Raw genomic sequence first — 26,268 nt, 5'->3', positions numbered from 1 at the left:
AAAGGGAATTGACAATCCATTATTTTCCTTATATACTTTAGTCAAAATTGACCGAAATGAGGCCGTCCAATGTAAATTCATCTAAACTCCTAACCACTAACTAAATATGATTGATGTGGAGGTTTTTTAGATGAACCGTTTTACGACTTTACTGGTCAGCCAGTGGATGGCGAATGCGGGGGACGCGCTCTACATCGTCGCCCTCATCGCTACCTTGTATCAACAAACAGGACAGGCGAGCACAGCTGCGCTCTTTCCGATTGCCGTAACGGCAGGCATGACGGTCAGCGGCTTCTTTTTCGCCCGCCTTGCGAAGCAGATGCCCCATGCAACGCTTTTGTTGCTCAGCCAGCTCATGAAGACCCTCTCGCTCGTCTTGATCGTCCTGCTTGATTTACCACTCGTGGCGTTGCTCCTTCTCGTGGTTTGGATTGCCTTTCTCGACGGCTTTGCCCGACCGATTGAAAGTGCCTTTATTCCGCAAATCACGACCGATTTCCAAAAAGCAAACAGCATCGTCCAAGGAACGAATCAAGTCGTCCAACTGATCATGTGGCCGCTCGGCGCGATTTTAGTCAGTACAGGGTCGCCCCAGTCCGTCTTATTCGTCTCATTGCTGCTTTTTCTTGTTGCAAGTATCGGAACGGCGTTATTTCGTTATCAAGTGCGCTCCCTTCAAGGGTCTGTGGAAGAAGCGGACGAGGAACCGACGTTTCGTTCAAGTTTGCAGTATACCCGGACTAACATACCGGCCCGTTTGAATACGGCATTGCTTGGCATCGATGCTTTCGCGAGTACCGCCTGGATTTCTGCGTTATTCCTCGTCTACATCGCTACGCACCTGCATGTATCGGACAGTTGGTGGGGCATCTTGAATGCATTTTATCTTCTCAGCATGATTGTCGGGAGTTACCAGATGCTCCGACGCCGAAAGCAACGTTCACTGCTACAGTTCAGTGTGTTGCTCTCGATTGCCGCGACGCTTCTGTTTGGTCTCGCTCCGCATGTTGTAGTCGCCTTGATTGCTTGCGTCGTCCAGGGCTACGCCAGTCAACTCCGGGCGATAGAATTAAATACACGGCTTCAAGCAGATACCCCGATCGCACGGTTACCTTACGTTTACAGTGTTCAACAGACCGTCTATACAATCAGCTTTTGTCTCGGGAGTCTCCTGTTCGGTCTTCTCGCCGATTGGCTGAGTATCGAAGTCGTCTATCTCATCGCGAGTATAATCGCGTTGTTAATGATTCGTCCGGCCCGGCAATTACGCAAGCAAGTAGCAACCGAACGGACGCAACAGATTTCTTAAGCAACGGTTCGTTATACAGAAGTGGAGCTGAAGGGATGTGTTGGAGATTCCTTGGTTTTTCCCAAACGTTTTTCTGCACACAATGAAACGCCGCTGATTCCGTTTTTCATACGGAATCAGCGGCGTTTTCGATATCTTCCATGACGACGAACATCATGTTTTAAGCAGGCCTTCCCATGTAGCCGTCAAATCGACGATGGCGTCATTCCCATCGTTTGCTTAACCGCGCAACGTATAACCAAAGGACGAACGACACGAGACACAGATACACATACGCTATGTCCAAACTCGCCCGCTTACTGATGAATCCGAACCCGAGACCGACGATGATGATCAGCACGCTCTCTAGCCAGGAAGCAATGGAAACGATTGTTGCCCGCTCTTTTGCTGACGCATAAGTTTGCAAGAGACTACTCGTCATCGGCTCCGACTGACCGTATAACAGAAACACCATGAACAGGAAGAGGATGCTTGCCATTCCCGTCAAAGAAAAACTAATGACACTTACGAAAAAGACGATTAACATCCCGTTCAAGTTTACCGTCAACGAACCCTTCGTCAATGCGGGCAACAGGTTGCCAACGCCTTGCGCTACCATAATTAAAATGAACACGAGACCAAATCCAATCACGGGAATGCCACGATCACGCATTGACAATTGCCAAAATTCTTCGATGAAATTAATCGTCGTCCCGAATAGGACACTAAACAGAAAAATCCGGATCAACATGGGGCGTGTTATCAGTTCTCGCCAAACGAGACGAAGTGGACGGGCTGTCGATTCTTCAACCACGAGTCGCGTTTCACGTAACGTCAGGCTAACCAGTGTCGCACTCATTAAACTGATGAGCGAAATCTTGTAATGAAATTCAAACATCGTATAATGCGTCAACCAACTGCCGATGAGGGCAGCAAGTCCCGCTGTCATGAGGCTGACTGCATTCAGTCGACCAACTGTCCGTTCGAATCGCTCGACTCGACCGACTTGTTCAAGCGTCTCAAATAAGAAGGCTTCTTCTGTCCCGCTGATCGCAGCAGCCCCGACCCCTGCGAGTACCATCGCACCTAAAAAAGCAGTCAACGTATACGCGTTCAATAGCATTGCGAAGGATAGACATTCTACCATCATCCCGAAGACGAGAAACCACTTTCGCCCGAAGCGATCGGTGGCTCGTCCGAACGGCAACTCAAGCGACAATTGAGTCAAAGCGAAGACAATTTCTGCGTAAATCACATCGAGAACACTCATTCCACGCGCTTCCCAAAACAACCGCTCAATCACATAAGCAGGTACGAAAGCTGTTGCAAAACGCATCATATATAATTTACGGACGTTCGCTTGAATCGCCGTTTAACAAGGAGGGCGGATTGTACGCATCAGTCAACATCCTCTCTTATTTTTTTAAAAAAACCGTTAGTTTCCATTTCCCGATTTCAAGCAAGTTAATCCCATGTCCGTGATTATATCGTAGATAGACAAACCCCCTACGCCGTATAGACGCAGAGGGTTTCCTTCATTCAAAATCAGTTATTTCCAGTGTTGGTGAGAGTGCTGTCGGATTTTCTTGAATGATGGGCAATTCGACTGTAAAGCTTGAGCCGGCGCCTTCTGTCGAATCGACGTGAATCATGCCTTCATGGGCACGAACGATTTCTTGACAGATTGCAAGTCCAAGTCCTGTTCCACCAATTTTTCGGCTATCGGAATTATCGACCCGGTAAAACTTGCTGAATAACTCTGGCAAGGCGTGACGGGGGATACCGATTCCTTCATCTTGAATCCGAATCCGCAATAAGTCATCGGCAGGTTCGATTCCAATCGTAATCGCGCCGCCATCCGGTGAATACTTGATGGCGTTGTTGATTAAATTACCGAACAGTTGTCGCATTTTTTGTTCATCGGCTTGAATCATTTCGACTGCTGCGTCATCCGTCTCGAGCAAGACAGTATGAGTTTGAGACGAACCGACTTGGAACTCAGCGATTTCACGAATCATCGCTACGACGTCAAGCTCTTTAAAATGATAGTGTTGCTGACTGGATTCCATCCGTTGTACGTCGAGGAAGTCATTGACGAGTCCCGTCAATCGCTCAGTCTCGGCATGAATCGTTTCGAGATAGCGTTGTTGGCGGTTAGGTGTCAACTCTTTTGCTAACATCAGTTCCGTGTAGCCAAAAATCGAAGCGAGTGGTGTCCGCAACTCATGCGACACCGTCGAGACGAATTCCGACTTCATCCGGTCGACTTCTGTTTCGACCGTGACGTCACGCAAGACGAGCATCGTCCCACGGAAACGTCCACCGTAATGAATTCCTTCTGCATAGAGCGTGACGAAACGCTCCTCTTTATTAAGTGATAGCGAAAGACTTTCCGTCGGTACTTGATGACTGCAGACTTGATTCATGTATTCAAGGAATGCCTCGTGTTGATCGACTTGAACCGCCAATTCTTCAATTTTGACATCGAGCGTCATCAAACCCTCGTCATTGAACTGATCGTGCGCTGGATGATGGAACAACGCAAGCAATGGACGATTGGCAAAAATCCGGTCTTCTTCGATATACATGACTGCCTCACGAATCGAGTGTAGCAGTTTCGATGTTTTTTCACGTTCCCGCTCAATTTCATCGAACACACGCATCCGTAGTAAGGACAAGGCGAGCTGACGAGAGAACGACCAAATTTCAGCCGTTTGGTCTTCATTGAATTGATCACGGTAACGGACAAGATAGATGCTTGCAATCATCATGTTCGTCGATGGGTCCATGACGGGTACGACCGTTTCATACATGCTATAAGGGTACGGCAACGGATGATCACTCGTCACTTGTTTCGTTGAACGTACGGCTTTTTTATGCATGCGCGCTCGCTCAAGTAGAGAAAGTGATGACGTCAAAAGTTTCCGTTCTTGATCGACCGTCATGCCGTAAGAGACGATATCCGTATACTCGTCCTCGTCAAGAAAAACAATCGCTCCGAACTCGGCATCTGTAATCGAGATTAATTTTTCGATGATGGCAGGATAAGCTGTTAACGTCTCGCGTGAAGCGAGCGTTTCTGTCAATTCATTCCGGTACCGCAGATGCGTCTCATTGCGTAACGTCACATCAAGCGCTTCTTCGAGTTCTTCTTGTTGTGTTTGAAGCTCCTCTTGTTGGGCAACTAACTCTTCTTGTTGACTTTGTAATTCATCGTTACTTGAGACGAGTTGCGATTTTTGATTTGAAATCGACGCAGCCATTAAATTAAATGTCGTCGTCAACTCGCCAATCTCGTCTTTTGCATTTAAGACCTCAATGGGTGAAGCATCTTCACCTTTTGCTAATCGACTGCTCTCTCGGTTCAATTGACGCAATTGACGTGTAATTTTCGCGACAAATGGTCGAACGAATAACACGATGATGAATAAAAGAACCGCTAAGTTAATTAAGCCGAGAACTTGAGATGAGTTAACTTGTGTCCCTAGTCGATTTTGGGCAGCGAGTTCCTTCTCATTTAATGAATTACGATAATCCGTAAAGACGGTCTCCATGTCAACGATACTCGAACTCATGTCCGCAGCACTTTTCGTATCGATGTTAAATTTCCGATCCTCATCCAGGTTCGGTGTTTGCGTGACTTTACCGAGCGTCGCCATTTGTAAGAACGGTTCTTCGACTTCACCGTCTTTTTTAGCATCAACATAATTAATCAGGCTCGGCATGACGCGCGTCGTGTAGGCGTCATACAGCTCCCGTGCATCATTCGCGTATTGCTCTTCTTCTGTAAATGCCGCATTTTTTTCGAACCACGTCGTTTGTTGATCGATATTTTGTTGTTTCGTTTTAATTTCCTCTAACATTTCATCGTCTCCAAGTAAGACGAATCCCCGCATCTCATATTGAAGACTTTGCCACGATTCATATAAATTCGTCGCATTGGTCCGGTGTTCGTTTAACGTCGCTAGTTCTTGTTTAGCTTCTTGCACCTGCTGTTTCGTATAGAAATATACACCTGCTGATGTCAGCAATAACATTGCTAAAATAATATAGAAAGCGGACATGATTTGGCGTCCGATTGTTCGATTAAGCCATGTTCTCATAAACGATCGATCCTCCCCCTTCTCCTCTAGTTGAATAATACGTATAGGAGATACCTGTCCTTTCTATTGTAAAGGTTTTTTATACTTTTCCATTAAATATGCTCATTTTTTTTTACTTTTCATCTAATTTTAATAAAAATAGTTGTATGTTACAAAAACATGACAAAAAGGTTCGGATTCACTCCTTTTTCGTCAGAAAAAATGCCCCGCCACATACTCGTGACCGGACATTCTTGTTCATGCATGATGCGAATGATGTGTCGAATGATGATGGATAGGTGCTTCATCTGCCAAGATTTCGCCGTCGAACAGACCAAGCCTTGCATACTGTGCCGTGATGTCTTGTTTCGTCATCTCGGTGATTTGATCTGTCGTGCTGATCAACGTTGAGATTCCTTTCACCAACCGGACCGGTTCTAAATTTGTTTTCTCGACCGGAAACGTCGACAAGGAGCGGAGATAGGCGACGTAGGCTTGTGCCCCTTCTTTCGTCGGTGTAACGAGCTCAGAAGCGTGATGGCGCAAATGATTCGTCAAACTGCTTGTCGAGACGCCTTTCGTGACGGCGCTGATCAAGGCAAAAGCCATAAAAGACAAGATTACGATAAAAAAGATGACCATGAAGACCGGCATGTCTGAAAAGAAACTTTCTCCTTCCACGTAAGCCATCGTTCCTCCCGCTTTCAGCAGCGACAGGAACGGACCCGAAATACTACCTGACATGAAGATTTCCCCCTATTTCGTTTGATATCTGTTCATACGCAAACGACGCACAAAAGGTTTCTAGTTCTTTCCATCTCCAAGTAAAACTTCCGCATTAAACCAGTCTTCGACAAACAATGACCCGGCCGGTCCATCAATCTGATAGGAATACAAAACGGAAAAATCGCCTTCTGTCATCATCGGTAAGGTCAGTTCCCGTAAGACCGCTTTGACTTCTTCTGTCATCCTCGTCTCATACTGAACAAATCCGTCTTTCCGCGTTTGCTGTTCTTTCAAATATGGCAACAACAGTGCTTTGCCAAATGATTGGGGGTCATCGATGACTTCAGCCACTACACCGAATAGTTCTTCCGCTTCAAAAATCAAATCATCGGCTTGTCCGATCGTCACTTCATCGGGAAACCAAACCGTCAATTTTGTTCCTTCCTTCAAAAACCGTTCGAATATCGGAATGAACGCCCTGTTCTCCATTAAATCGTAATGCATCATGACTCTCCTTTCATAAACTCGAATTTTAATTGATCGCGCTCTAGATACAACATCGCCTTGAATGTCCGGCCATTTTTCTTCATCTCGAGCGGTTTTGTTTTTTGAGTCGTTAAGATTTTTTTGACTTCCGCCTGTGTCACGCGCGCTCCGAGGATTGTTTTCGGTAATGTAAAACCGCAGTTCGTTTTTTGATACCCGCTGCAGCCATAAAACTTCCCACGATCAAGCACTTCCGCCTGACAGAGCGGACATGGTCCGACCGGGCGGTTCGTTGCGGCGGCGTGACGCGTTTTTGATTTAACTTGCGACGGATCGACGTGCAGTTGCTCGACACGCGACTTCGCATCATCGACGAGGTGTTGCGACAGTTTTTTCGCTTGTTCGACGAACTGGGCAGCGGATGCTTCCCCTTTACCGATTTGGTCAAGCCGACTTTCCCACTTTGCCGTCATCTCAGGTGATGCCAAGATGCTCCCGCTGACCGCCTCGATTAAAATCCGACCTTTTGCTGTCGGATGGATCTCTTTTTTCTTCAGCTGGATGTAATCGCGTCGCTTTAATCCGTCGATGATTCCGGCACGCGTCGCCTCCGTACCAAGTCCCTCGATTTCTTTCATGATCGCCTGTAATTCATTTTCAAGGACTTTCCCCGCTGTCTTCATGCCGAGGATTAATGTTCCTTCCGTATAGCGTTTCGGTGGCTCCGTTTGTTTTTCAAGTACCTTCGCCCCTTTGATCGGAACGTGTTGTCCGTTTTCAACTGTCGGCAGTTCGACTTCCTTCGCCTCAATTTGTAAGACTTCTTTGAAGCCACGTGCAATCGTCCGGCTGCCTTTCGTCAGGAAACGATCTTGCTCCCTTGTCGTGATGATGTCTGTTTTTTCAGCGCGCGCGGGGGGTGCAAAAGCTGCTAAAAACCGCCGGACGATTAAATCGTACACTTGTGCATCACGCCCCGATAATTTCGCGACCGCTCCCGCTTCTTCTGTCGGAATGATTGCATAGTGATCACTGACTTTCGCAGAATTGACATACCGTTTATCGTGTGTGGGATCTTTCGTCAAAATTTCCTTCAGTCCACCGTATTCCGGTTGCTTCAACAGTCGATTCAAAATCGTCGGGAACTGACCCGCTTCTTCCTTTGAGACGAACGATGAATCCGTCCGGGGATAACTGATCCAACCGCGAATGTAGAGTTTTTGAGCGATATCAAGTGTTTCTTTTGCACCAAGTCCAAAGCGGCGGCTCGCTTCCGTTTGCAACAACGATAAACTGAACCAGAACGGCGGTTTCTCGATTTGTTCCGTCTTCGTGATGGACGCAACGATTCCTTCCCCCTTCGTCCGTGCCTTGATTGCTTCCGCGAGTGCCCGGTCGGTCAGCTTCGTCTGTTTTTTTTGATCGATGTATTTTCCTTTATACAGCGAAAAGTCAGCCTCGACTTCAAAATAGGTTTCCGGCTTGAACTGTTCGATTTGTTTCTCACGTTCGACGATCAAGGCAAGTGTCGGTGTCTGGACACGCCCAAGCGAAAAGACATCGGCAATGCCTTTTTTCTTCAGTAACGTCGTATAGGCACGCGATGCATTCATCCCGATCAGCCAATCGGCGCAAGCGCGGCTCATCGCCTCATGAAAAATATTTTCCGTTGCTTTTCCGTCCAGTAGATTCGCAAATCCATGATCGACGGCTTGCGGCGTCAAACTTGAAATCCACAGTCGCTCGATCGGTTTTGCATTGTTGGCCAGGCGAAGAATTAATCGGACGATTGCCTCTCCCTCTCGCTCGGCATCAGATGCTATAATGATGGAAGTCGTCGTCCGCTCGTTCAACAGTTTTTTAATGACTTGAAACGCTTTGCTTTTCCCTTTAGCGAGCCGGTAATCGAACCGTTCCGGAATGATTGGCAGATGGTCATAGTTCCAGCGTTTCCATTTAGCATCATAATGGGCCGGTTCCTGTAATTCACAAAGGTGACCGACGGCGTAAGCCAGTTTCGCTCCATTCGGGAAACGCTCACACGGTTTGATTTCGATGTATCCGTCCCGCTTGACCGATGGATACGGCGCTGCGAGCTTTTCAGCCTGTTTTGGTTTTTCCGCAATGATCAATTGCATTGTTACACCCTCATTTCCTAACTACAGACACGTGGAGGTACTCATGCCGTATTTTACTTTGTTCATGGCGTTATTCTTTATTTCGACATCGGCTATTTTCGTGAAATGGGCAGACACGCCAATCGAGGCCGTCGCTTTTTTCCGAATGTTATTCTCGACGTTTCTTTTACTGCCGCTCATTCAAGTTAAAGAATTGTTCAGCCTCAGTTCCTCAACGATCCGCCACATGATTTTAAGTGGCGTCCTGTTAGCCGGGCACTTTTGGTTATGGTTTCTCTCTCTTGATTATACGACAGTTGCCAGCTCAACGCTCTTCGTAACCGCCAGTCCCATCTTCGTCTTAGTCGGGAACGCCGTCTTCTTTAAGCAACACCCGTCGCGAAAAGCGTTGTTTTTCGTCGGCGTCGCCCTGATTGGCGGCGGACTGGTCGCATACGGTGATATCGCCGTCGGAACACGTGCCTTGATTGGTGACGGGCTGGCCCTACTCGCGACGATTTTAGTCGCCGGATACTGGTTGCTCGGGCAACACGTCCGGACAAGTGTCTCGACGAATACATATTCCTTTGCCGTCTATGCCGTCGCGTCCGTCGTTTTGCTGCTGTTCTCACTGATTCAGTCCGTCGATCTCGTCTCGGCGTTTCAAACGGATTGGTTGATTTATGTATTGCTCGCCATCTTCCCGACGTTGCTCGGGCATAACTTGTTCAACTGGGCGCTGTCCCGTGTCAGTGCGAGCATCGTCAGCATCACGATTCTCGGTGAAGCGGTCTGGGGAATGATTTTCGGGTACTTCTTATTCCAGGAATCGCTGACTTGGATTCAAATCACGGGTGCCGCGCTACTCCTTGTCGGCATCGGTCTGTTCTTACGCCGGAATGAAAAAGACATCCGGGCGCAACTCGTCGCACGTGAAACGGCGACTTCTGTTACTGAATAAGCAAACCGCTGAATGTCCTCCTCTCACCTGCGAGTCGGACGTTCAGCGGTTTTTTTAGTTTGGTTTATCGTCCGGACGAACTTTTGGTAAGCGGAACGTCATCGCGAACGCGACGAGCGCACACAATACACCGCCGATGAAGACGAGCCGTAACCCGTCTGCTAAGGCCAGTTCCGCCGCCGTATGGACGGCATCTCCATACCGGTTCGCCGTCGTCGCTTGGAAAAACGGATCAATTGAATAACCGGATAATATTTTCGAATCGTTAAACGCTTGAATGATTGATAGATTAAAAATCGTCCCGAAGATGGCGACACCAAGCGTTTGTCCCGTCGTACTCAAAAAGGAGTTGACGGCCGTCGCTGAACCACGGAGCGAGCGACCGACTGATGTTTGCAAGACAACGATGAAGACCGGTTGCGATAAACCGAACCCGATTCCAATCAAGGAAACCGCAAGATAGAGGAACACATCACTCGTCTCACGTGAGATGAAGACTAAAATCAGCATCCCGACGACGAGTAGCCCCATTCCGGTCATCGTTCGATAACGGGGTGACGCCGTCCCAATCGATCGACCACCGATGATTGCCGTAATCGTCCAAAATAACGAGAGCGGCATCAACATAAAGCCGGCTTCAGTCGGACTTTTTCCGAGGACGCCTTGTGCGAAAATCGGGATATAGGCTGACATCGAGACAAGCACCCAGGCGGAGAAGAACACTGCCAGATTGATCACGGCAATGACCGGATGTTTGATAACAGCCGGCGGTAAGAGTGGATCACTCGCTTTTTTCTCGGCTTGATAGAAAAAGAATAATAAAACCGCACTGATCAAAAAACTACCGATGACCGTCGGACGTAAAAATTGTTCCGCTTCACTTCCTGATAACAGACCGTATAGTAACGCACTCATCCCGACCGCAAACAAGAGCGCTCCCCGATAATCGATTTTTCGCGACGTCTCCTTCACGGTTTCCTTGTAGAAGACGACAATCATGATGAACGACACAAGCGCAAACGGAACGTTCAACAGGAAAATATACCGCCAGGATAACGATTCGACTAAAAATCCACCGAGGAGTGGTCCAGCAACGCCGGATATCCCCCAAACGGCACTCAAGATTCCCTGAATTTTTCCACGTTCTTCATATGTATATAAATCGCCGATGATCGTCATGGCAATCGGCAGAACCGCTCCTGCTCCGATTCCTTGGACCGCGCGGAAAATGATTAGTGTCTCCATCGACTGCGCAAGCCCACACGCTAACGAAGCGAGTGTAAAAACGCCAATTCCAAATAACAAGACGCGTTTCCGACCGTATAAATCAGCCATCTTCCCGTAAATCGGCGTCGATACTGCCATAAATAAGAGAAATCCTGCAAAAATCCAACTGACGAGCTTCGCCCCATTTAATTCACTTGCCATGACGGGTGTTGCCGTCGCGACAATCGTTCCTTCGATTGCCGCTAAAAAAGTTGCTAACAACAGCGCAATCGTGACATTTTTTCTCATGCTTCCGCACTTCCTTTCTCTTTCTTATCATACCGGTTCTGCCCCTTGTTTCGAAAGTAAATGCTTACTCGGCAGGATTCAAGGGAACAATAGGGAATGGTACAATTAGAAAATGATTCAATTATGTGAATGGAGGATTTTGTTATGTTACGAAAAACAGCTTTAATTACAGGGGCTTCTGGCGGAATCGGACTTGATCTTGCCGTGCTCGCAGCGCGCGACGGGTTTGATTGTGTCTTAATCGCCCGAAACGAAAAAAAATTAACGGAACTTAAAAATGTTCTTGAAAAACGTTATCAAATCAAAGCCTATACGTTCGCAGCAGATTTATCACAGGCCGACAGCGTCTCACGTGTTCTGACGTACCTCGATGAACAAGAATTGACTGTTGATTTGTTATTCAACAACGCTGGTTTTGCGACATCCGGCCGTTTCGCGGAAATCGATCCATCGGAAGACATCGACTCGATTCATGTGAATGTCGTCGCTTTAACGGAACTGACGAAACGTTTGTTACCAGGTATGGTCGATCGTGGCTTCGGACGTATCTTGAACGTCGCTTCCGTCGCTGCTTTCATGCCGGGTCCATACATGAGCGTCTATTACGCAACAAAAGCCTACGTCCTGTCCTTCTCTGAAGCACTCGCTTCTGAACTTGATGGTTCAGGTGTTACGGTTTCATGCCTCTGTCCGGGACCGACGGATACAAACTTCTTTAATCGGGCGAACATCACCTTGCCTTTCCAAAGCATGCCGTCACACCTCGTCGCCTTCGCAGGTTACCGCGGTACGCTTAAAGGGAAACGTGTAATCGTTCCAGGCGCGAGCAATCGGGCAATGGTCTCACTGGCTAAATTCTTACCTCGCCGTCTCTTGACAGAATTAACAGGTCGCATCCAAGATCCTGCTCGTCAAGATCAAGACACAACGGAAGAAGATCTCGCGTACTCCAATTAATCGACGCTTTCTTAAAACAAGTCCCGCTAGCCGAGCTAGCGGGACTTGTTTTATAGAGGAGACTTTTTTTAAAGGTTTAATGTATTTGTTTTTTTCGCTCAAACCGATTCACAAATTGTGTCCGGAGCGTCTTCGGTAACGAAGTATAGCGATACAGATAACGAAACGTGACGGCACTCGTCACCATGAGCATATACCCCGTCGCTAATACGAGTAACCACGCAACACATCCTAAAAAGAGACCCGCTTCAAAGTAAAGTTGTGACATCAATGCCCCTTCAGCGGACGTGATGAGCATCGCTGCCGGAAAAATTGCTGCAGCCAGTAAATAAAAGCCCGCATAGCGTCCACGAACAGTGTGTTTTAACAACAGAATACTGCCAAACAGTAAACAACAACTCGACATAAGTAACAATAAGACGACATATGGTAGTGACACGGATGAACTAAGCATCTTTTTTCACTCCAATCGAATCAGGTTAATGTTCTTTACCCGCCTTTCGGTCGATTGAGTGCAAAATCCGTAAAAAAGTCGGATGAAGTAATAAAATAAAGCAAACATTTCCGATTCCATGTACTAAATCAAATACCCCGCCTGTGACGACAAGTGTCAAAAAAGCTTCTCGTGAAAATGCTGTAAAAATTAAAAAGCCGAGGTTGCTGATCCAGCCATACAAAAATCCGGCGAGAAGCCCGTAACAGGCTAACAGCCATTTCGATTTCAATAGCGGTACGAGTCCGACGAGACTGATTGCCATGTAAGCAAGCGCTTGAAATAAAACGAACGGTCCGCTCCCTAAGAATAAACTCGACAGGACGACGACCAACAAACCCGCGACTGCACCGACGACCGGACTGACGTAGACGGCAAGTAACAGAACGAGTGCCGTGGCCGGTTGAATGTTCGGCAGACTCGAAAAAAGAATCCGTCCGACAATCGCCGCCGCAGTGACGAGCGCGATGAAGCGTAACATCGCTTCTGACAGCGGTCGACGCTCAAAACGGATAAACAGAATCAAAATGGACAGACAAGCGAGGAGAATCAGTCCCATCCATATAACCTACTTTGTTCTAAAAAAGTAGCCGCCGGACCATCAAACGCAATTTCACCTTGAACGAGATAAAGGACACGTGTCGCGTGACGGATTAAAAAGTCGTCATGCGTCGCCATCACGACTAACTTCATTGATTGTTCGACGAGTGTTTCGACGAATCGCTGCCGTTGTGCGTCCGTTAATCCTGCTGTCGGTTCGTCAAAATAATAAGCATCGTCGCTCCAGTCAAGCCGTTCAAACAATCGCTGTTTTTGTGAAGCGAACGTGCCCGGTCGACTGTCAACTTGAGGCGCAAGGGCCGGATGCGCAGGCAAGTAATTCTTTCGCCCGCGTCGTTTCACTTTTCCATACAAGGGACGCTCGACGCCGAGTAAGAGCCGTAGCAACGTCGACTTCCCACTCCCGTTGGCACCGACGAGCACCACTCGTTCCCCTGCCGCTAAACTGAGGCGGGATACGTCTAACGCATAGCGCGTCTGCATCGGATAACGATGTTCGACGGCCCACATCTCATCATAGAGGTCTCCTTGAGTTGCTTGCTCGAACACAATCTGTTCTAAATCCGCTTGATCAGTGACTGAATAATAGATACGACATGTAAAACGACGTTCCATCTCACTCAGCAAATCGACCAATCGCCGTTTTCGCACGTGATCTAAAAACAGGAAGGGATTGTCTAAGAAAAGACTTGGCGGTAACGAAGCGAGCGCATATCCAACTGAAACGAGTTGCTGCTCTCCGGATGATAACTCACTTACCTCTCGCTCAAAGAACGGTTCTAGTCCGAGGAGTGTCGTAAGTTCTCCCGCGACAAACAGACTTGTTGTCGCTAGTAAATCACGGACTCGCCCATGTAGCAGTCGTTCCGGATAGATGATGGGCTGTCCCGCTTCGGCCGCGAGACGCTCAAGCTGTCCGGTCGCTTTGCTGTCGTTTGAAATAATCGTTGGCATCAAGAAAAGCTCCTTTCGAACAGAGTAAAATCATCGGCAATACGACTGCACCAACATAAGCATACGAGGTCAACAACAGACTGCTGACACTAAGCAAAATCACACCCGTCCGAATGTCACGCAGCGTTAGTTTTCGAAGTCTGCTCGGTACGGCGTCAATCGGTAATAAATGATACATCGCCATTCGTTCTAACTGCTCCGATAATGAATGATGCCGATGGCTCATCTTCACTTCCGGCCATGTCCGGAGCAAAGACGGAATTAGTGCAAGCACGAGCCCGGTTAGTCGCGTCAGTCGTGGTAACATCCGAAACAAAGGTCCCATCTGTTCGAGACGAACAAGCGTGAACACGAGTTGACTTGACGTGATAAATAAGGTGATTTGTACGCTGACCGCCAGAATCCCAATCACATCAATCGATGCGCCATAGAGAAGTGGAACCATCATCATCAATGTATAGAGTAGCGGTAACATGAGATAACGAAAGACCTCGAACTGACGAATGGTAATGAAAAAGATGAGATGGACGAGCGCGAGCATTCCTATATGATCCTGCAAGACGAACGGGACCGATAGCATCACCATCAAAAAAAGAGCAACATTCAATGGATGAAGTCGCTCCCGTTCTGTCTTACTGAAAATAAGCCATTGCATCTTTTTCAAATCGCCATTCAAGGCGATCTCCGTCTTGAAGTTCGTAACTTCCCGCTCCGACCTCACCCGGTTTTTCATTGACGCCGAATACCCAGCCGCTGCTTGCTCCAGCTGACTTTTCTCGAACTCCCTCGACGGCTGTGACATAAGCCATCTCACCTTTTCCTGTTTTGACGACATCTAACTTCGTTTCTTCGAGCGCATCCAGCGCCGTCTCTTCTTGATCAAAACACATTGCTTCCTCAAACAACGTCTTGTCCTTTGCATGGTTGACGACCGAGACGTCAACCTTCACGTCGCAGGCCTCTGTTTTCGAGCTCTTAGGCTCCGCTTCCTCAGAACACCCTGCTAAGATAAGTAAACTTCCCGCTAATATCCACTGTTTCATCGAACGACTCCCTTTCGCCTTGATGTCTCAAAGCTGTAATTGTACAACAAAATCTTTTTCTCACGAAGGGATTGTCCGTCCGCCCGCAAATAGGTCAAGCGAATTGCGTTCGCGAGGACGTCTTCTCCTGTATTGACATAAGGGATCAACTCCCCTTGATCATCAATTAATAACACGGTCGCATCTTGTAGACTAAACGTTTCATAAAGACCATCCATATCCATCTCGACATACGGTGTCTTTGATTCATGTAATATTTGTTTAATCGACAGCTGGCGTAACGTATCAAACGAACGAGACGCATCAATCAGTTTCTGGTAATACGATTCGAGCGATCGTTCCATCACTTCTTCACGTGGTCGATACGTGATTGTGCCTGTGATTTCTTGATAGGAAATTTCATAGCGGACGAACCGCTTCGGGCTTTTAGCAATGACTTCGAACGTCGCATTCCGCAAATTGCCACCCTGGTCAAATAATAGTTCGCTTTGCTCGAGCCGTAACGACTCATCTCCGACCCGCTTCTCAATTTGGTTCAACAAGTGATTGAACGACTGATCCGTAATCATCACTCGCCCAATCTGTTGTGTTTCTTCACGGACTGTAAACGTATCAAACGGACCGGCGAATAATTGCAATAAAAAAAATAAAAATCCGAACAAGGCCATATACCGTTTGTAGCGTGAGTTTTTTTGCGGATGAAGCACGATTAAAAATAGAATGATTCCAAGTGGTAACTGAATATCATAGACTGGAAATGAAACGGAACCTAAGCAGGCATAAAAGACAAGTTTCATGTAGAGATAACGTTCTTTTTCCGTCCTTTTTTCTAGTAAGAATGCGAGTAGGACGGCTGCTAATAAAAAGAGTGCCCACCGAATCAATACGTCCATCACTTACGCCTTCACTTGGACGGATTGATGATCCACCATGAGATACGATTCAGGGAATACTTCCCGTGCTTCACGTTCTAAGTGATCCTCTTGCTCGACATAACGGGCTGAGACATGTGTCAATAATAATTTTTTCGCTTCCGCTTGTTTTGCAATTCCCGCCGCCTGACGTGCTGTCGAGTGTCCGAAACGTCCCGCATGTTCTGTTTCGGTATCGGCGAACGTCGCCTCATGAATCAACACATCGACTCCGTCGGCTAAGCGGATGCTCGCTTCGCAAGGTGTCGTATCGCCTAAGACGGCCAACTTCACGCCTGGTTTCGGTTGCCCTAAAAAATCTGCTGACTCGTAAAGCGTTCCCTCAAACTCGAACGAATCGCTTTGTTTAATTTGTTTATAGAGTGGACCGGACGGAATACCGTGCTCCTTTAAGCGATCGACGAGCAACATCCCTTTTTCTTGATGCCCTTCGATCCGGTACCCATACGCTAAAAAACGATGCTCAAGTGCGGCGACCGTAATCGTAAATCCTTCATGTTCGTACGTTTGACCCGCTTCGACTTCAATCACGTCTAGCGGATAGCGTAAATATGTCCCTGTGACACGAAGTGTCGCATCGAGCCACTCCTGTAACCCCTTCGGTCCATAAATCGTCAATCGTGTCGTTCCTTCAAGCGCTGCCCGCGTACTGATGAAACCGGGCAAACCAAAAATATGATCCCCGTGAAGGTGAGTGATGAAAATCGTGCTGACTTTTCGTGGTTTAATCGGACTGTGTAAGATTTGGTGTTGCGTCGCCTCACCACAATCAAATAACCACGTCATCTTCGGGTGCATCAAGGCGATTGACGACACGTTGCGTTGTTTCGAAGGCATTCCTGCTCCTGTACCTAAAAAATAAAATTCCATCTTTTTCCCCTTTTCGTAAAATTAGCATTTTTTATACACAAAATACATCTTTCACACAACGAAGCATGGTAAACTGTACCCATACTGATTCGAAAGGTGGTTTTTTCCATGACCAAAATCGAACGGACCTATGCACGAATCGTACACGAAGCCCGGATGCTAAACGAGAACTATCGGCAAAAGTACGGCAAGTCGATTCAGATTCAAGAAATCGCGACGACCTTATTATGTACTGAAGAATTTGTTCTTGAGTCAATGGAGTTCGTCGAACGTCCTCAATTAACTTAATCGTAAACGAACAAAGAGTGTACCGCAATATAGCGGTACACTCTTTTCATTATCTTCTCACTTATTTGTGATGTAATCGACGAGCGTAACACATAGTTCTGCCGTCTTGACGAGTTCTTCGATCGGCATTCTTTCATTCGTCGTATGGATGTCTTCGTATCCGACTGCTAAGTTGACTGTCGGAATACCGAAACCAGCGATGACGTTCGCATCTGAACCGCCACCTGAATGAAGTAAACGTGGTGTCCGCCCAAGTTGCGCAATTGCAGCTTTCGCAACTTCGACGACTTGATCTCCGTCTTCGAACTTGAAGCCAGGATACATGACTTTGACTTCGACTTCAGCACGTCCGCCGAGTTCAGCGGCTGCTTCTTCAAAGGCAGCTTTCATTTTTTCTGTCTGGGCTTCCATCTTCGGTGCAACGAGTGAACGTGCTTCTGCGAAGATTTCTACATAATCGCAGACGATGTTCGTCGATGGACCACCACCACTGAATCGGCCGACATTTGCTGTCGTCTCTTCATCAATTCGACCAAGCGGCATTTTCGCGATGGCTTTTGCAGCAATCGTAATGGCAGAGACACCTTTTTCAGGCGCAACCCCAGCATGTGCCGTTTTGCCATAGATTTTAGCATTCACTTTCGCTTGTGTCGGGGCAGCCGTGATGATATCGCCCACTTTACCGTCTGAATCAAGGGCAAACCCATAGTCTGCATCGATTTTTGATGGATCGAGGACCATCGCCCCGACAAGACCTGATTCTTCGCCAACTGTGATGACGAATTGAATCTGTCCGTGCGGTTGCTTCGTTTCATTCAAGACGTGGACCAGCTCGATGATTGATGCAAGACCCGCTTTATCATCTGCCCCGAGGATTGTCGTACCATCCGTTTTGACATACCCATCCTCGATGATCGGTTTAATCCCTTGTCCCGGGAATACCGTATCCATATGTGACGTGAAATAAATTTTATCGACCCCGTCTTTTGTTGCTGGAAGTGTGACGATTAAGTTATTTCCTTTATGTTCCGTTTTCGATGATGCATCATCTTCAAAGACGTCACATCCGAGTTCTGTGAACGTTTTTTTCAAATGGGCACAAATTTGTGCCTCTTCTTTTGATTCTGAATCGATTTGGACTAACTCTAAAAATGTATCAAGTACACGTTTCTCATTGACCATGCTAGATTCCTCCTCATGTAAGTACTATTCGACTAGCGCTTTTTCAGTATACCATCAACTGACTGATTTGCACTTCAGAAGGGTTGTTTGTACAATAACAGTAATTACGTTTGCATTTTAGAAAGGAGTTGCACCTGTCATGTCACGCCCATCCAAACAACAACGTCTCATCAAGTGGACGACGATTGCGATCTTAGCAATCTTCTTACTTGGTACTTTTGCCTCGACGATGTTTTATTTCTTCTGATCTCGCGACGAAACGCTGCTTTAATTGTAAATATTGCTCCGTTTCTTGCAACATGTGCAACAGCGCGGACCGGACTTCGAACTCTTCACGCGTCGTCGGTAACGGCGAAGCACGGAAGGTCGCGAGTAAGTCCGCCAGTTCTTGTAAAAATAACCTTGCGTCGGCCTCCGGACGGACATTGTCACCAATCGTCCGAAACAGGTCGGCGACTTTTTTGCCTTCTTCGACGATTAACACCAAATCATCAACATTACGGACGATTCCGCGGAGCAGTTCGAACTGTTGCTCCCGCATCCGGAAATAGCTGTAGTCCTCGTCATCATTTCGACGACCGATGGCATTGCCCATCCGTTTTAACGAAGCGTCCTTTCCTTCCCGCAACAAGCGTTCCGTTTCTTCGAGCGTCAGCGAATGATGATTGATCCGCCCCGTCTCGATCGCCGCGGCGACTTCAAAGAACAAAGCAGCAATCCGTTTATCGATTTGCTGACGGCGCTCCGTGATGACACGGTCAAGGCTCGGCATATACATATTGACGAGTAATCCGACACCGACGCCAATCAAAATCAAGTAGACTTCATTTAAAAAAATCGCAAGGTTGAGTTGTCGTGCCGTGTAAAGATGCGTCAAGATGACGACACTCGTAATAAAACCGTCCTGTAGACGGAGGCGTTGCGTCAACGGAAGGAATATAATGAAATAAAGTGCTAAAGCAACTGGCCGATAACCGATGATTTCGAAAATCAGGAAACCGATTCCGATGGCAAGAATCGACGCCATGATGCGTTCGTACGATGAACGAATTGATTTTTTCCGCGTCGCTTGAATACTCAAGATGGCGATGATGGCGGCGAAAACATAGTAGTCGAGTTGCATCTGCTCTGCAATCCACATCGCAAGTGCGGCTGCGACGGCCGTTTTTAAAGTCCGATATCCAATGAACATCGAGTTCCCCCCTATTCTTTGTTAGACTACCTATCCTTTACCCAAGTTGTCTATCGATTTTTTGAAGGACGTGATTTTTTGAGTACACGCACGATTCGTCCCGGCCGTCCCGCAAAAAAAGCGGGATCCCTGAAAGGACTGTTATTTTTCTTTTTGCTCGGGATCGTTCTATTCTATTTGTTGAAGGACGATCCACCGTCCGTCTTAAAACCGGCTGCTCCGTACATCGCTGAAAAATATCAAGAAGGTCAAGTCGCGACGGAACAAGAATTCGATACGTTCAGCGAAGCGAAAACCTACCTTGGTGACGACCGTGGTGCCGTTAAACGAACCGAGGATGACCGTTATCTCTACTTGACTGGTCCCGGTATCGGGATCGTCGACGAAGGTGGTACGCTCAACATCTATCAAGACGAATCGTTAAAAAAACGGTTGACATATGTCGCGTCCGGTAGCCGTTTAACACTGCGCGACTTCGGTCCAGACGTCAGTCGGATTGAAATTGCCGGTGTCCGCGGCTTCGTTGCGTCGGATCGGTTGACCTTGTATCCCCTTGAACGATCGACGAACCGATCGTTTTACGAACGAACGGGTGATACGTTACGTCACTACATCGTCGCGAACGCCGGACTCGGCGGCTGGATTACCGTCGGACGTGCCCCAAAAGACATTTCGAAGCGGACGACCGACTATGTCGAAGTGACGACATTGACGAAAGATTTACGGAAACCGACTCCTTTGTCCGCAAAAGAGCTTGATGCCTTCATCAAAAACAATGCGCCCGATAGTCCGTTGATCGGTACTGGGAAGACGTTCAAAAAAGTCGAGCGTGATTTTGATATCAATGCCGCCTATCTCCTCGCTCATGCGATTCATGAATCAAATTACGGTCGGTCGACGATTGCCCGTGAAAAATTCAATCTGTTTGGCGTCAATGCGACGGATATTGCACCTGGTCAAAATGCAACGGCTTATAAATCGCTTGACGACTCGATTCGAAAAACGGGTCAGTTTATCGCCCGCGACTACCTCGCGACGGATGGTAAGTACCACCGTGGACCGTTCCTCGGAAATAAAGCAAAAGGAATGAACGTTTTTTATGCATCGGATCCTTACTGGAGCGAAAAAATCGCTGGTATCCTGTACAAAATGGACGCCTTCTAATTCCGAGATATGATACACTAATGGGCGAGACATTAACCATTGAGGAGTGATTCAGTATGGAAAAAGTATTGATTTTTGGTCATAAAAATCCGGATACGGATACGATTACGTCAGCAATCGCGTACGCTGAACTGAAGAAAGCATTAGGTGTGAATGCCGAAGCGATACGTTTAGGCGAAATCAATGATGAAACACAATTCGCACTCGATCAATTTAAAATCGCTGCACCGCGTCTTGTTACGGCAGTCGCTGCCGAAGCATCACACGTCATTCTCGTCGACCACAACGAACGTCAACAAAGTGCCGACGACATCGCTGACGTCACGGTCACAGAAGTCATCGATCACCACCGGATTGCGAACTTTGAGACATCAGATCCGATCTACTACCGCGCTGAGCCCGTCGGTTGTACGGCAACGATTTTGAACAAACTTTATAAAGAACATGGTGTCGCGATCAAACCGGAAATCGCAGGTTTGATGTTATCGGCAATCGTTTCCGATTCATTGTTGTTCAAGTCACCGACATGTACGGAAGAAGACATCGTCGCTGCACGTGAACTTGCAGAAATCGCCGGTGTCGATGCAAACGTCTACGGTTTGAACATGCTCAAAGCAGGTGCTGACTTATCGAAAAAATCAATCACAGAATTGATTTCACTTGACGCAAAAGAGTTTTCGATGGGCGCACACAAAGTCGAGATTGCTCAGGTCAATACGGTCGATACAGCTGAAGTGTTACTTCGTCAAGCTGAGCTTGAAGAGCAAATCAATACGATCATTCTCGAAAAAGAACTCGATCTGTTCGTGTTCCTCGTGACTGACATCTTAACAAATAATTCAGTTGCGCTCGTACTCGGACAACAAGCACCACTCGTCGAACAAGCTTATGGAATTGAAGCAACCAACCACCTCGTTTACCTCGAAGGTGTCGTTTCACGGAAGAAACAAGTTGTTCCAATCCTGACAGATACTGCCGTTAGTTCAAAATAATCGACTACAAAAAAGAAGGAGTTCACTCCTTCTTTTTTGAATACTAATAATGAATGGTTGTTCATTCAGACTAAAGGGGGAGAAGTTAATGGCACAAACGATCATGGTGACAGGCGGTACGAGCGGTATGGGGAAAGCAATGGCACTCGCCTTAAAAGAAGCCGACTGGAACGTCGTCGTCACAGGACGTGACTTGGAACGGTTACAACAAACGGATCATGAACTAAAGCAGATTGAGGGGGAGCATCTGACCATTCAAATGGATGTTCGTGATACCGATGCCTGTATCGCGGCTGTCAATCAAGCACGGGAAACGTTCGGTCGCTTAGAGGCACTCGTGAACAATGCGGCCGGAAATTTCATCTGTCCGACGGATGAGCTGTCTCCGAACGGATGGAAGACGGTCATCGACATTGTCCTCAATGGGACATTCAATTGTTCACACGCGCTTGTCAAAGGCTGGCAAGAAGATGACGTCAAAGGTGGACAGATTTTAAACATCGTCGCTTCTTACGCGTGGCAAGCTGGAGCCGGTGTCGCTCCGAGTGCTGCCGCAAAAGCCGGAGTCTTGAATTTGACGCGGACGCTTGCCGTCGAGTGGGGGTATAAGTATCATGCCCGCATCAATGCGATCAGTCCGGGGCCGATCGAACGGACGGGTGGTGCCGATAAACTGGCGATGTCACCGGAACACGCGGAACGAATTCGTCGCAATGTACCACTCGGACGGTTCGGGACACCGGAAGAAATCGCTGGACTCGCCGTCTGGATGGTCTCCAATCAAGCAAGCTACTTAAATGGAGAATGCATCGCACTGGACGGCGGTCACTGGCTGAACAAACAACCGTTCTGACTATCACAATCACCTTCCGAAGCGGGAGGTGATTTTTTCATTTCGTTTCTCCTCTAAAAATTAACTATGTTTATAAATCATTATCGAAAGGAAAAAAGAACAATGGAATAAGGGAGGAATCAGTTATGTGGATGGCTTTAGGTTGGGGCGCACTCGCCGGGGGCGCAGTCGTCATCGGGGCATTGATTGGATTATTTTTACCGATGAAGCAACGGTACATCGGATATGTCATGTCATTCGGTACGGGGATCTTGATTGGGGCAGCGACGTTCGAACTGCTCGACGAAGCCTTGAATAAATCAACGACGTTCATCGTCGCTATCTCGTTCATCGTCGGTTCTCTCGTCTTTACAGGATTTGATTTTTTTGTTTCTTCGCGAGGTGCGAGTAAACGGAAACGTTCAGGCGGCGGAAACGAAGGGACCGGCACCGCCATCTTTTTCGGAACGATTTTAGATGCGATTCCGGAATCGATCATGATTGGGGCAAGCTTATTGTCGGGGAATGTCAGTGCGGCACTCGTTGCGGCGATTTTCGTCAGCAATATTCCGGAAGGTCTCTCGAGTACGACCGGACTTCAAAAAGACGGATTTTCGAAGAAAAAAATCTTAATCATGTGGGGTGTCGTCTGGTTGATTTCTGCCCTCGCCTCGCTCGCCGGCTATTCCGTGCTTGCTAACCTACCCGATATGCAATTTGCGATGATCGGCGCCTTCGCAAGCGGTGGCATCATCGCGATGCTCGCTTCGACGATGATGCCGGAGGCGCATGAGGAAGGTGGCACGATCGTCGGACTACTCGCCTCACTCGGTCTCATCACTGCCATCATCCTTAGCTGAAGCTCGGTGATTTTAAAAGAGCTTGACGATAAGGACCGAGCTAGAAAGTGCCGGTGAATCCGCATCATTTACGGATTCACCGGCACTTTTTGCGCACAGGACGGAACTATCGGAACAGAGAGCGCGGACGGATTGAGTCTTGAATCAACTCTTGTGTCCGTTTTTCACAACTCCCACTCCGTCTGAAAACGTTCCAAAAATTCAACCATGAACGCATGCCGTTCCTCTGCGATGCCTTTTGCCGTTTCGGTATTCATCAAATCCTTTAACAAAAGTAACTTCTCATAAAAATGATTGATTGTGCTCGAAGGACTCGTCCGGTCTCCCGGCTTGCGTGGTCTTAAACCGGGTACATGCATCGGTGCTTGGGTCAATGCTCCATACTGGAAGGTCCGGGCGACCCCGATGGCACCGATTGCATCTAACCGATCTGCGTCCTGGACGATTTTCCCTTCCAGCGTCTCAAGTGGTGGACGGTCCCCCCCTTTAAATGACATCCCATCAATGATTTGAAGGATTTCCTGTTTCCGAGTGTCTGAGACTTTCCCGGATAAAAACGCATCGACGGAAGAAAGTGTTCCGCCGAGTTTCTCGTCCGCGACATCATGCAGGAGTGCCGCCAGTTCAATCGTCAGCAAATCCCCGCCTTCCGTCGCAGCAATCTGTAAAGCCATCTTCCGGACCCGTTCGATATGGGCATAGTCATGTCCTGAAAAATCCGTCGCGTGAAAGGCACGGACGAACTGTTCCGTTTCGTTAATCATAAAAATCCTCCCACTCCGTCCGCAACAATCCGTAAAGCAGCATGTCATGCCGCTTACCATCCCGTTTTAAAAATTGCCGGTACGTGCCTTCGTGGACGAAGCCGAGTCGTTCGTATAATGCAATCGCACGCTCATTATAGGCAAAGACCGTCAACTGGATCCGCTCGAGGTTGAGCTCATAAAAGGCGTATCGCAGTAATAGCTGTAATGCTTTTCGCCCATACCCTTTCCCGGTTTCACTTGGGTCGATTCCAATCATCAACCAAGCCGTCCCGTTCGACCATAAGATATCTTCGAGGGAGACGATACCAATCAGACGCTCGGCATCCGTCCGACGAACGGCGAACCGAAACGTCTCATGGGCATCACTCGCAAGCATCCCGTTGATTTTTTCATCTGACAAGAAGCGATATGGTGTCGCACTCAAGTTTCGTGCAAACGTCGCATCGTCAAGAAAGCCCCGATAGACGTCTGTATCTGCCGCTTGGAAACGTGTCAGCCGGATGCCTTTCCCCTCTAGTAACTTCACTTCATTCATCCTCCTCAAAAAACGCCACCCCTTTGATGAAAGAGATGGCGGTTATGTGTTATAAGACTTTTTCCAAGAATTTTTTCGCACGGTCGGTTTTCGGATGATCGAACAACTCGACCGGTGTTCCTTCTTCCATCAAAATGCCTTCGTCGAGGAACAGGACACGGTCGGCGACTTCTTTTGCGAAGCCCATCTCGTGCGTGACGATGACCATCGTCATCCCACTTTCCGCGAGTTGCTTCATGACATCGAGGACTTCATTGACCATTTCCGGGTCGAGTGCTGATGTTGGTTCATCGAACAACATGACGTTCGGCTCCATCGCGAGGGCACGCGCGATCGCAACACGTTGCTTTTGACCACCGGATAGCTGGTTCGGGAAATTATCCCGTTTTTCAGCGAGACCCACGCGTTCAAGTAATACTTCGCCACGTTTGATTGCGTCCTCTTTTGATAAACCGAGGACATTGATTGGGGCATAAATTAAGTTATCGAGCACTGACTTATGAGGGAACAGGTTAAACTGTTGAAACACCATCCCGATGTTTTGACGCGCTTTCGCGATATTCGCTTTCGGTTTTGTCAATTCGAAGCCGTCGACATTAATCATTCCACCTGTCGGTTGCTCCAAAAGGTTGATACAACGTAAGAACGTCGACTTCCCTGAACCCGACGGTCCGATAACTGCGACGACTTCCCCACGGCCGACTGTCGTCGTGATGCCTTTTAATACTTCTAACTTTCCGAACTGTTTGTACAGATCGGTGACTTGAATCATAGGTTCCATCTGATTACCCACTCTTTCTCATAGCTTTTTCGACTTGTTGACCAATCAAGGACAATCCCATGACAAGGACGAAATAGACGAGTCCCGCAAATAACAAGGGTTCGAAGTACAATGCTTTTTCTCCACCGACGACTTGCGCTCGGCGCATAATATCGAGAACACCGACTGTCGAGACGAGTGCCGACTCTTTTGTTAACGTAATCATTTCATTCATGATGGCTGGTAAAATGTTTTTGAACGCTTGCGGTAAGATGATTGACCGCAATTGTTTCATGTATGGGATACCGAGTGCATCCGCTGCTTCCCATTGTCCACGATCGACTGCTTGAATTCCTGCCCGGATGATTTCCGAGATGTAAGCACCCGAGTTTAATGAAAAGGCGATGACAGCGGATTGATAGCCTGTCGTGACGTAACCTGTCAGTTGCGGTAAACCGAAGTGAATGATTGCCAGTTGCAAAATCAAGGGTGTTCCACGAAAGACTGCCGTATACGCGTGTCCAATGAAGCGAATGAATTTGCTTTTCGTAATTTTAAGGGCTGCCACGATGATTCCGATCAACATCCCTGCGACGGCAGCGACGAGCACGACTTGGAACAGAACTGGAATCCCTTGCAGAATATATGGGATTGAATCTTGAATCTTTGTAAAGTCTATCATAACCAAACTCCTAACGTCGCGCAAAAGGG

General features: G+C 47.7%; 27 protein-coding genes. 8 read left to right on the top strand and 19 right to left on the bottom strand.

Annotated elements, in window-relative coordinates; translation table 11 throughout:
* The first annotated feature begins 130 nt into the window (after positions 1-130).
* Positions 131-1,309 (top strand): MFS transporter, encoded by a 1,179-nt coding sequence (locus tag KNQ02_RS06860; protein ID WP_214765329.1) that lies wholly within the window; start codon positions 131-133, stop codon positions 1,307-1,309.
* 202 nt (positions 1,310-1,511) lie between these two features.
* Here the strand turns inward: KNQ02_RS06860 and KNQ02_RS06855 are convergent, their stop codons facing one another.
* The 5 genes from KNQ02_RS06855 to KNQ02_RS06835 all read right to left on the bottom strand — a co-directional run bounded on the left by KNQ02_RS06855 (position 1,512) and on the right by KNQ02_RS06835 (position 8,720).
* Positions 1,512-2,624 carry an MFS transporter gene (locus KNQ02_RS06855; RefSeq protein ID WP_214807681.1) on the bottom strand — a complete coding sequence of 371 codons (1,113 nt, stop codon included), beginning with the start codon at positions 2,622-2,624 and terminating at the stop codon, positions 1,512-1,514.
* A 199-nt stretch (positions 2,625-2,823) separates the two neighbouring features.
* The gene (locus KNQ02_RS06850; RefSeq protein ID WP_214765333.1) at positions 2,824-5,391 is read right to left on the bottom strand and encodes an ATP-binding protein; all 2,568 of its coding nucleotides are present in this window, start codon (positions 5,389-5,391) and stop codon (positions 2,824-2,826) included.
* 237 nt (positions 5,392-5,628) lie between these two features.
* Entirely contained in the window at positions 5,629-6,114 is a 486-nt protein-coding gene (locus KNQ02_RS06845) for a hypothetical protein (protein WP_214807678.1), read from the bottom strand.
* Positions 6,115-6,174: 60 nt separating this feature from the next.
* The gene (locus tag KNQ02_RS06840) at positions 6,175-6,600 is read right to left on the bottom strand and encodes a hypothetical protein (RefSeq protein ID WP_214807675.1); all 426 of its coding nucleotides are present in this window, start codon (positions 6,598-6,600) and stop codon (positions 6,175-6,177) included.
* Complete coding sequence (locus tag KNQ02_RS06835; RefSeq protein WP_214807672.1) at positions 6,600-8,720, bottom strand: type IA DNA topoisomerase; 2,121 nt, start codon at positions 8,718-8,720, stop codon at positions 6,600-6,602. Before KNQ02_RS06835 ends, KNQ02_RS06840 begins: the two co-directional genes overlap by 1 nt.
* A 43-nt stretch (positions 8,721-8,763) precedes the next feature.
* Here KNQ02_RS06835 and KNQ02_RS06830 point away from each other — a divergent pair, with 43 nt between their 5' ends.
* Positions 8,764-9,660 (top strand): DMT family transporter, encoded by an 897-nt coding sequence (locus tag KNQ02_RS06830; protein WP_088836658.1) that lies wholly within the window; start codon positions 8,764-8,766, stop codon positions 9,658-9,660.
* A gap of 54 nt (positions 9,661-9,714) precedes the next feature.
* Here KNQ02_RS06830 and KNQ02_RS06825 read toward each other — a convergent pair whose 3' ends face one another.
* Positions 9,715-11,175, bottom strand: a complete 1,461-nt coding sequence (locus KNQ02_RS06825) for an MDR family MFS transporter (protein WP_088836657.1) — start codon at positions 11,173-11,175, stop codon at positions 9,715-9,717.
* 144 nt (positions 11,176-11,319) lie between these two features.
* Between KNQ02_RS06825 and KNQ02_RS06820 the strand changes: the two genes are divergently transcribed.
* Positions 11,320-12,132 carry an SDR family NAD(P)-dependent oxidoreductase gene (locus tag KNQ02_RS06820; protein ID WP_088836656.1) on the top strand — a complete coding sequence of 271 codons (813 nt, stop codon included), beginning with the start codon at positions 11,320-11,322 and terminating at the stop codon, positions 12,130-12,132.
* A 76-nt stretch (positions 12,133-12,208) separates the two neighbouring features.
* On the opposite strand, the gene KNQ02_RS06815 is transcribed toward KNQ02_RS06820, so the two are convergent.
* The 7 genes from KNQ02_RS06815 to rnz are packed head-to-tail and all read right to left on the bottom strand — an operon-like array spanning position 12,209 to position 16,985.
* Positions 12,209-12,586 (bottom strand): hypothetical protein, encoded by a 378-nt coding sequence (locus KNQ02_RS06815; protein ID WP_088836655.1) that lies wholly within the window; start codon positions 12,584-12,586, stop codon positions 12,209-12,211.
* Between the two features lie 25 nt (positions 12,587-12,611).
* Positions 12,612-13,184 (bottom strand): ECF transporter S component, encoded by a 573-nt coding sequence (locus KNQ02_RS06810; protein WP_214765349.1) that lies wholly within the window; start codon positions 13,182-13,184, stop codon positions 12,612-12,614.
* Entirely contained in the window at positions 13,175-14,140 is a 966-nt protein-coding gene (locus tag KNQ02_RS06805; RefSeq protein WP_214771585.1) for an ATP-binding cassette domain-containing protein, read from the bottom strand. Before KNQ02_RS06805 ends, KNQ02_RS06810 begins: the two co-directional genes overlap by 10 nt.
* Positions 14,094-14,795, bottom strand: a complete 702-nt coding sequence (locus tag KNQ02_RS06800; protein ID WP_214807669.1) for a hypothetical protein — start codon at positions 14,793-14,795, stop codon at positions 14,094-14,096. Before KNQ02_RS06800 ends, KNQ02_RS06805 begins: the two co-directional genes overlap by 47 nt.
* Positions 14,773-15,183: a DUF4430 domain-containing protein gene (locus tag KNQ02_RS06795; RefSeq protein WP_214765355.1), complete on the bottom strand. Its 411-nt coding sequence runs from the start codon at positions 15,181-15,183 to the stop codon at positions 14,773-14,775. The genes KNQ02_RS06800 and KNQ02_RS06795 overlap by 23 nt, the downstream gene beginning before the upstream one ends.
* Positions 15,180-16,076, bottom strand: coding sequence for a hypothetical protein (locus KNQ02_RS06790; RefSeq protein WP_214805197.1), 897 nt, complete (start codon positions 16,074-16,076; stop codon positions 15,180-15,182). The genes KNQ02_RS06795 and KNQ02_RS06790 overlap by 4 nt, the downstream gene beginning before the upstream one ends.
* A gap of 3 nt (positions 16,077-16,079) precedes the next feature.
* Positions 16,080-16,985: a ribonuclease Z gene (gene rnz / locus KNQ02_RS06785; protein ID WP_214807666.1), complete on the bottom strand. Its 906-nt coding sequence runs from the start codon at positions 16,983-16,985 to the stop codon at positions 16,080-16,082.
* 108 nt (positions 16,986-17,093) lie between these two features.
* Here rnz and KNQ02_RS06780 point away from each other — a divergent pair, with 108 nt between their 5' ends.
* A complete protein-coding gene (locus KNQ02_RS06780) occupies positions 17,094-17,273 on the top strand; it encodes a hypothetical protein (RefSeq protein ID WP_029333114.1) in 180 nt (59 codons plus the stop codon).
* Positions 17,274-17,330: 57 nt separating this feature from the next.
* Here the strand turns inward: KNQ02_RS06780 and KNQ02_RS06775 are convergent, their stop codons facing one another.
* A complete protein-coding gene (locus KNQ02_RS06775; protein WP_088836648.1) occupies positions 17,331-18,455 on the bottom strand; it encodes a M20/M25/M40 family metallo-hydrolase in 1,125 nt (374 codons plus the stop codon).
* Between the two features lie 205 nt (positions 18,456-18,660).
* Positions 18,661-19,647: an aromatic acid exporter family protein gene (locus KNQ02_RS06770; RefSeq protein WP_214805195.1), complete on the bottom strand. Its 987-nt coding sequence runs from the start codon at positions 19,645-19,647 to the stop codon at positions 18,661-18,663.
* 78 nt (positions 19,648-19,725) lie between these two features.
* Between KNQ02_RS06770 and KNQ02_RS06765 the strand changes: the two genes are divergently transcribed.
* The 4 genes from KNQ02_RS06765 (at position 19,726) to KNQ02_RS06750 (ending at position 23,495) form a co-directional block, all read left to right on the top strand.
* Complete coding sequence (locus KNQ02_RS06765; RefSeq protein WP_088836646.1) at positions 19,726-20,811, top strand: N-acetylglucosaminidase; 1,086 nt, start codon at positions 19,726-19,728, stop codon at positions 20,809-20,811.
* Between the two features lie 56 nt (positions 20,812-20,867).
* The gene (locus tag KNQ02_RS06760; RefSeq protein WP_029333110.1) at positions 20,868-21,803 is read left to right on the top strand and encodes a manganese-dependent inorganic pyrophosphatase; all 936 of its coding nucleotides are present in this window, start codon (positions 20,868-20,870) and stop codon (positions 21,801-21,803) included.
* A gap of 88 nt (positions 21,804-21,891) precedes the next feature.
* Complete coding sequence (fadH, locus tag KNQ02_RS06755; protein ID WP_214807664.1) at positions 21,892-22,656, top strand: 2,4-dienoyl-CoA reductase; 765 nt, start codon at positions 21,892-21,894, stop codon at positions 22,654-22,656.
* 125 nt (positions 22,657-22,781) lie between these two features.
* Positions 22,782-23,495, top strand: coding sequence for a ZIP family metal transporter (locus KNQ02_RS06750; RefSeq protein WP_088836644.1), 714 nt, complete (start codon positions 22,782-22,784; stop codon positions 23,493-23,495).
* Between the two features lie 164 nt (positions 23,496-23,659).
* Here the strand turns inward: KNQ02_RS06750 and KNQ02_RS06745 are convergent, their stop codons facing one another.
* From KNQ02_RS06745 to KNQ02_RS06730, 4 genes are read right to left on the bottom strand one after another with little or no spacing between them, the layout of a single operon-like run.
* Positions 23,660-24,259, bottom strand: coding sequence for an HD domain-containing protein (locus KNQ02_RS06745; protein WP_214807661.1), 600 nt, complete (start codon positions 24,257-24,259; stop codon positions 23,660-23,662).
* Positions 24,252-24,788 carry a GNAT family N-acetyltransferase gene (locus KNQ02_RS06740; protein WP_353048370.1) on the bottom strand — a complete coding sequence of 179 codons (537 nt, stop codon included), beginning with the start codon at positions 24,786-24,788 and terminating at the stop codon, positions 24,252-24,254. Before KNQ02_RS06740 ends, KNQ02_RS06745 begins: the two co-directional genes overlap by 8 nt.
* A 58-nt stretch (positions 24,789-24,846) precedes the next feature.
* Positions 24,847-25,569, bottom strand: a complete 723-nt coding sequence (locus KNQ02_RS06735) for an amino acid ABC transporter ATP-binding protein (protein WP_088838454.1) — start codon at positions 25,567-25,569, stop codon at positions 24,847-24,849.
* Between the two features lie 13 nt (positions 25,570-25,582).
* Positions 25,583-26,239 (bottom strand): amino acid ABC transporter permease, encoded by a 657-nt coding sequence (locus tag KNQ02_RS06730; protein ID WP_088836641.1) that lies wholly within the window; start codon positions 26,237-26,239, stop codon positions 25,583-25,585.
* Positions 26,240-26,268: the final 29 nt, after the last annotated feature.

Origin of the sequence: Exiguobacterium sp. s102 (assembly GCF_018618635.1) — a bacterium.
Lineage (GTDB): Bacteria > Bacillota > Bacilli > Exiguobacteriales > Exiguobacteriaceae > Exiguobacterium_A > Exiguobacterium_A oxidotolerans.
The sequence above is the reverse complement of the archived record's forward strand: the minus strand, read 5'-3'. Positions and strand labels throughout refer to the sequence as shown.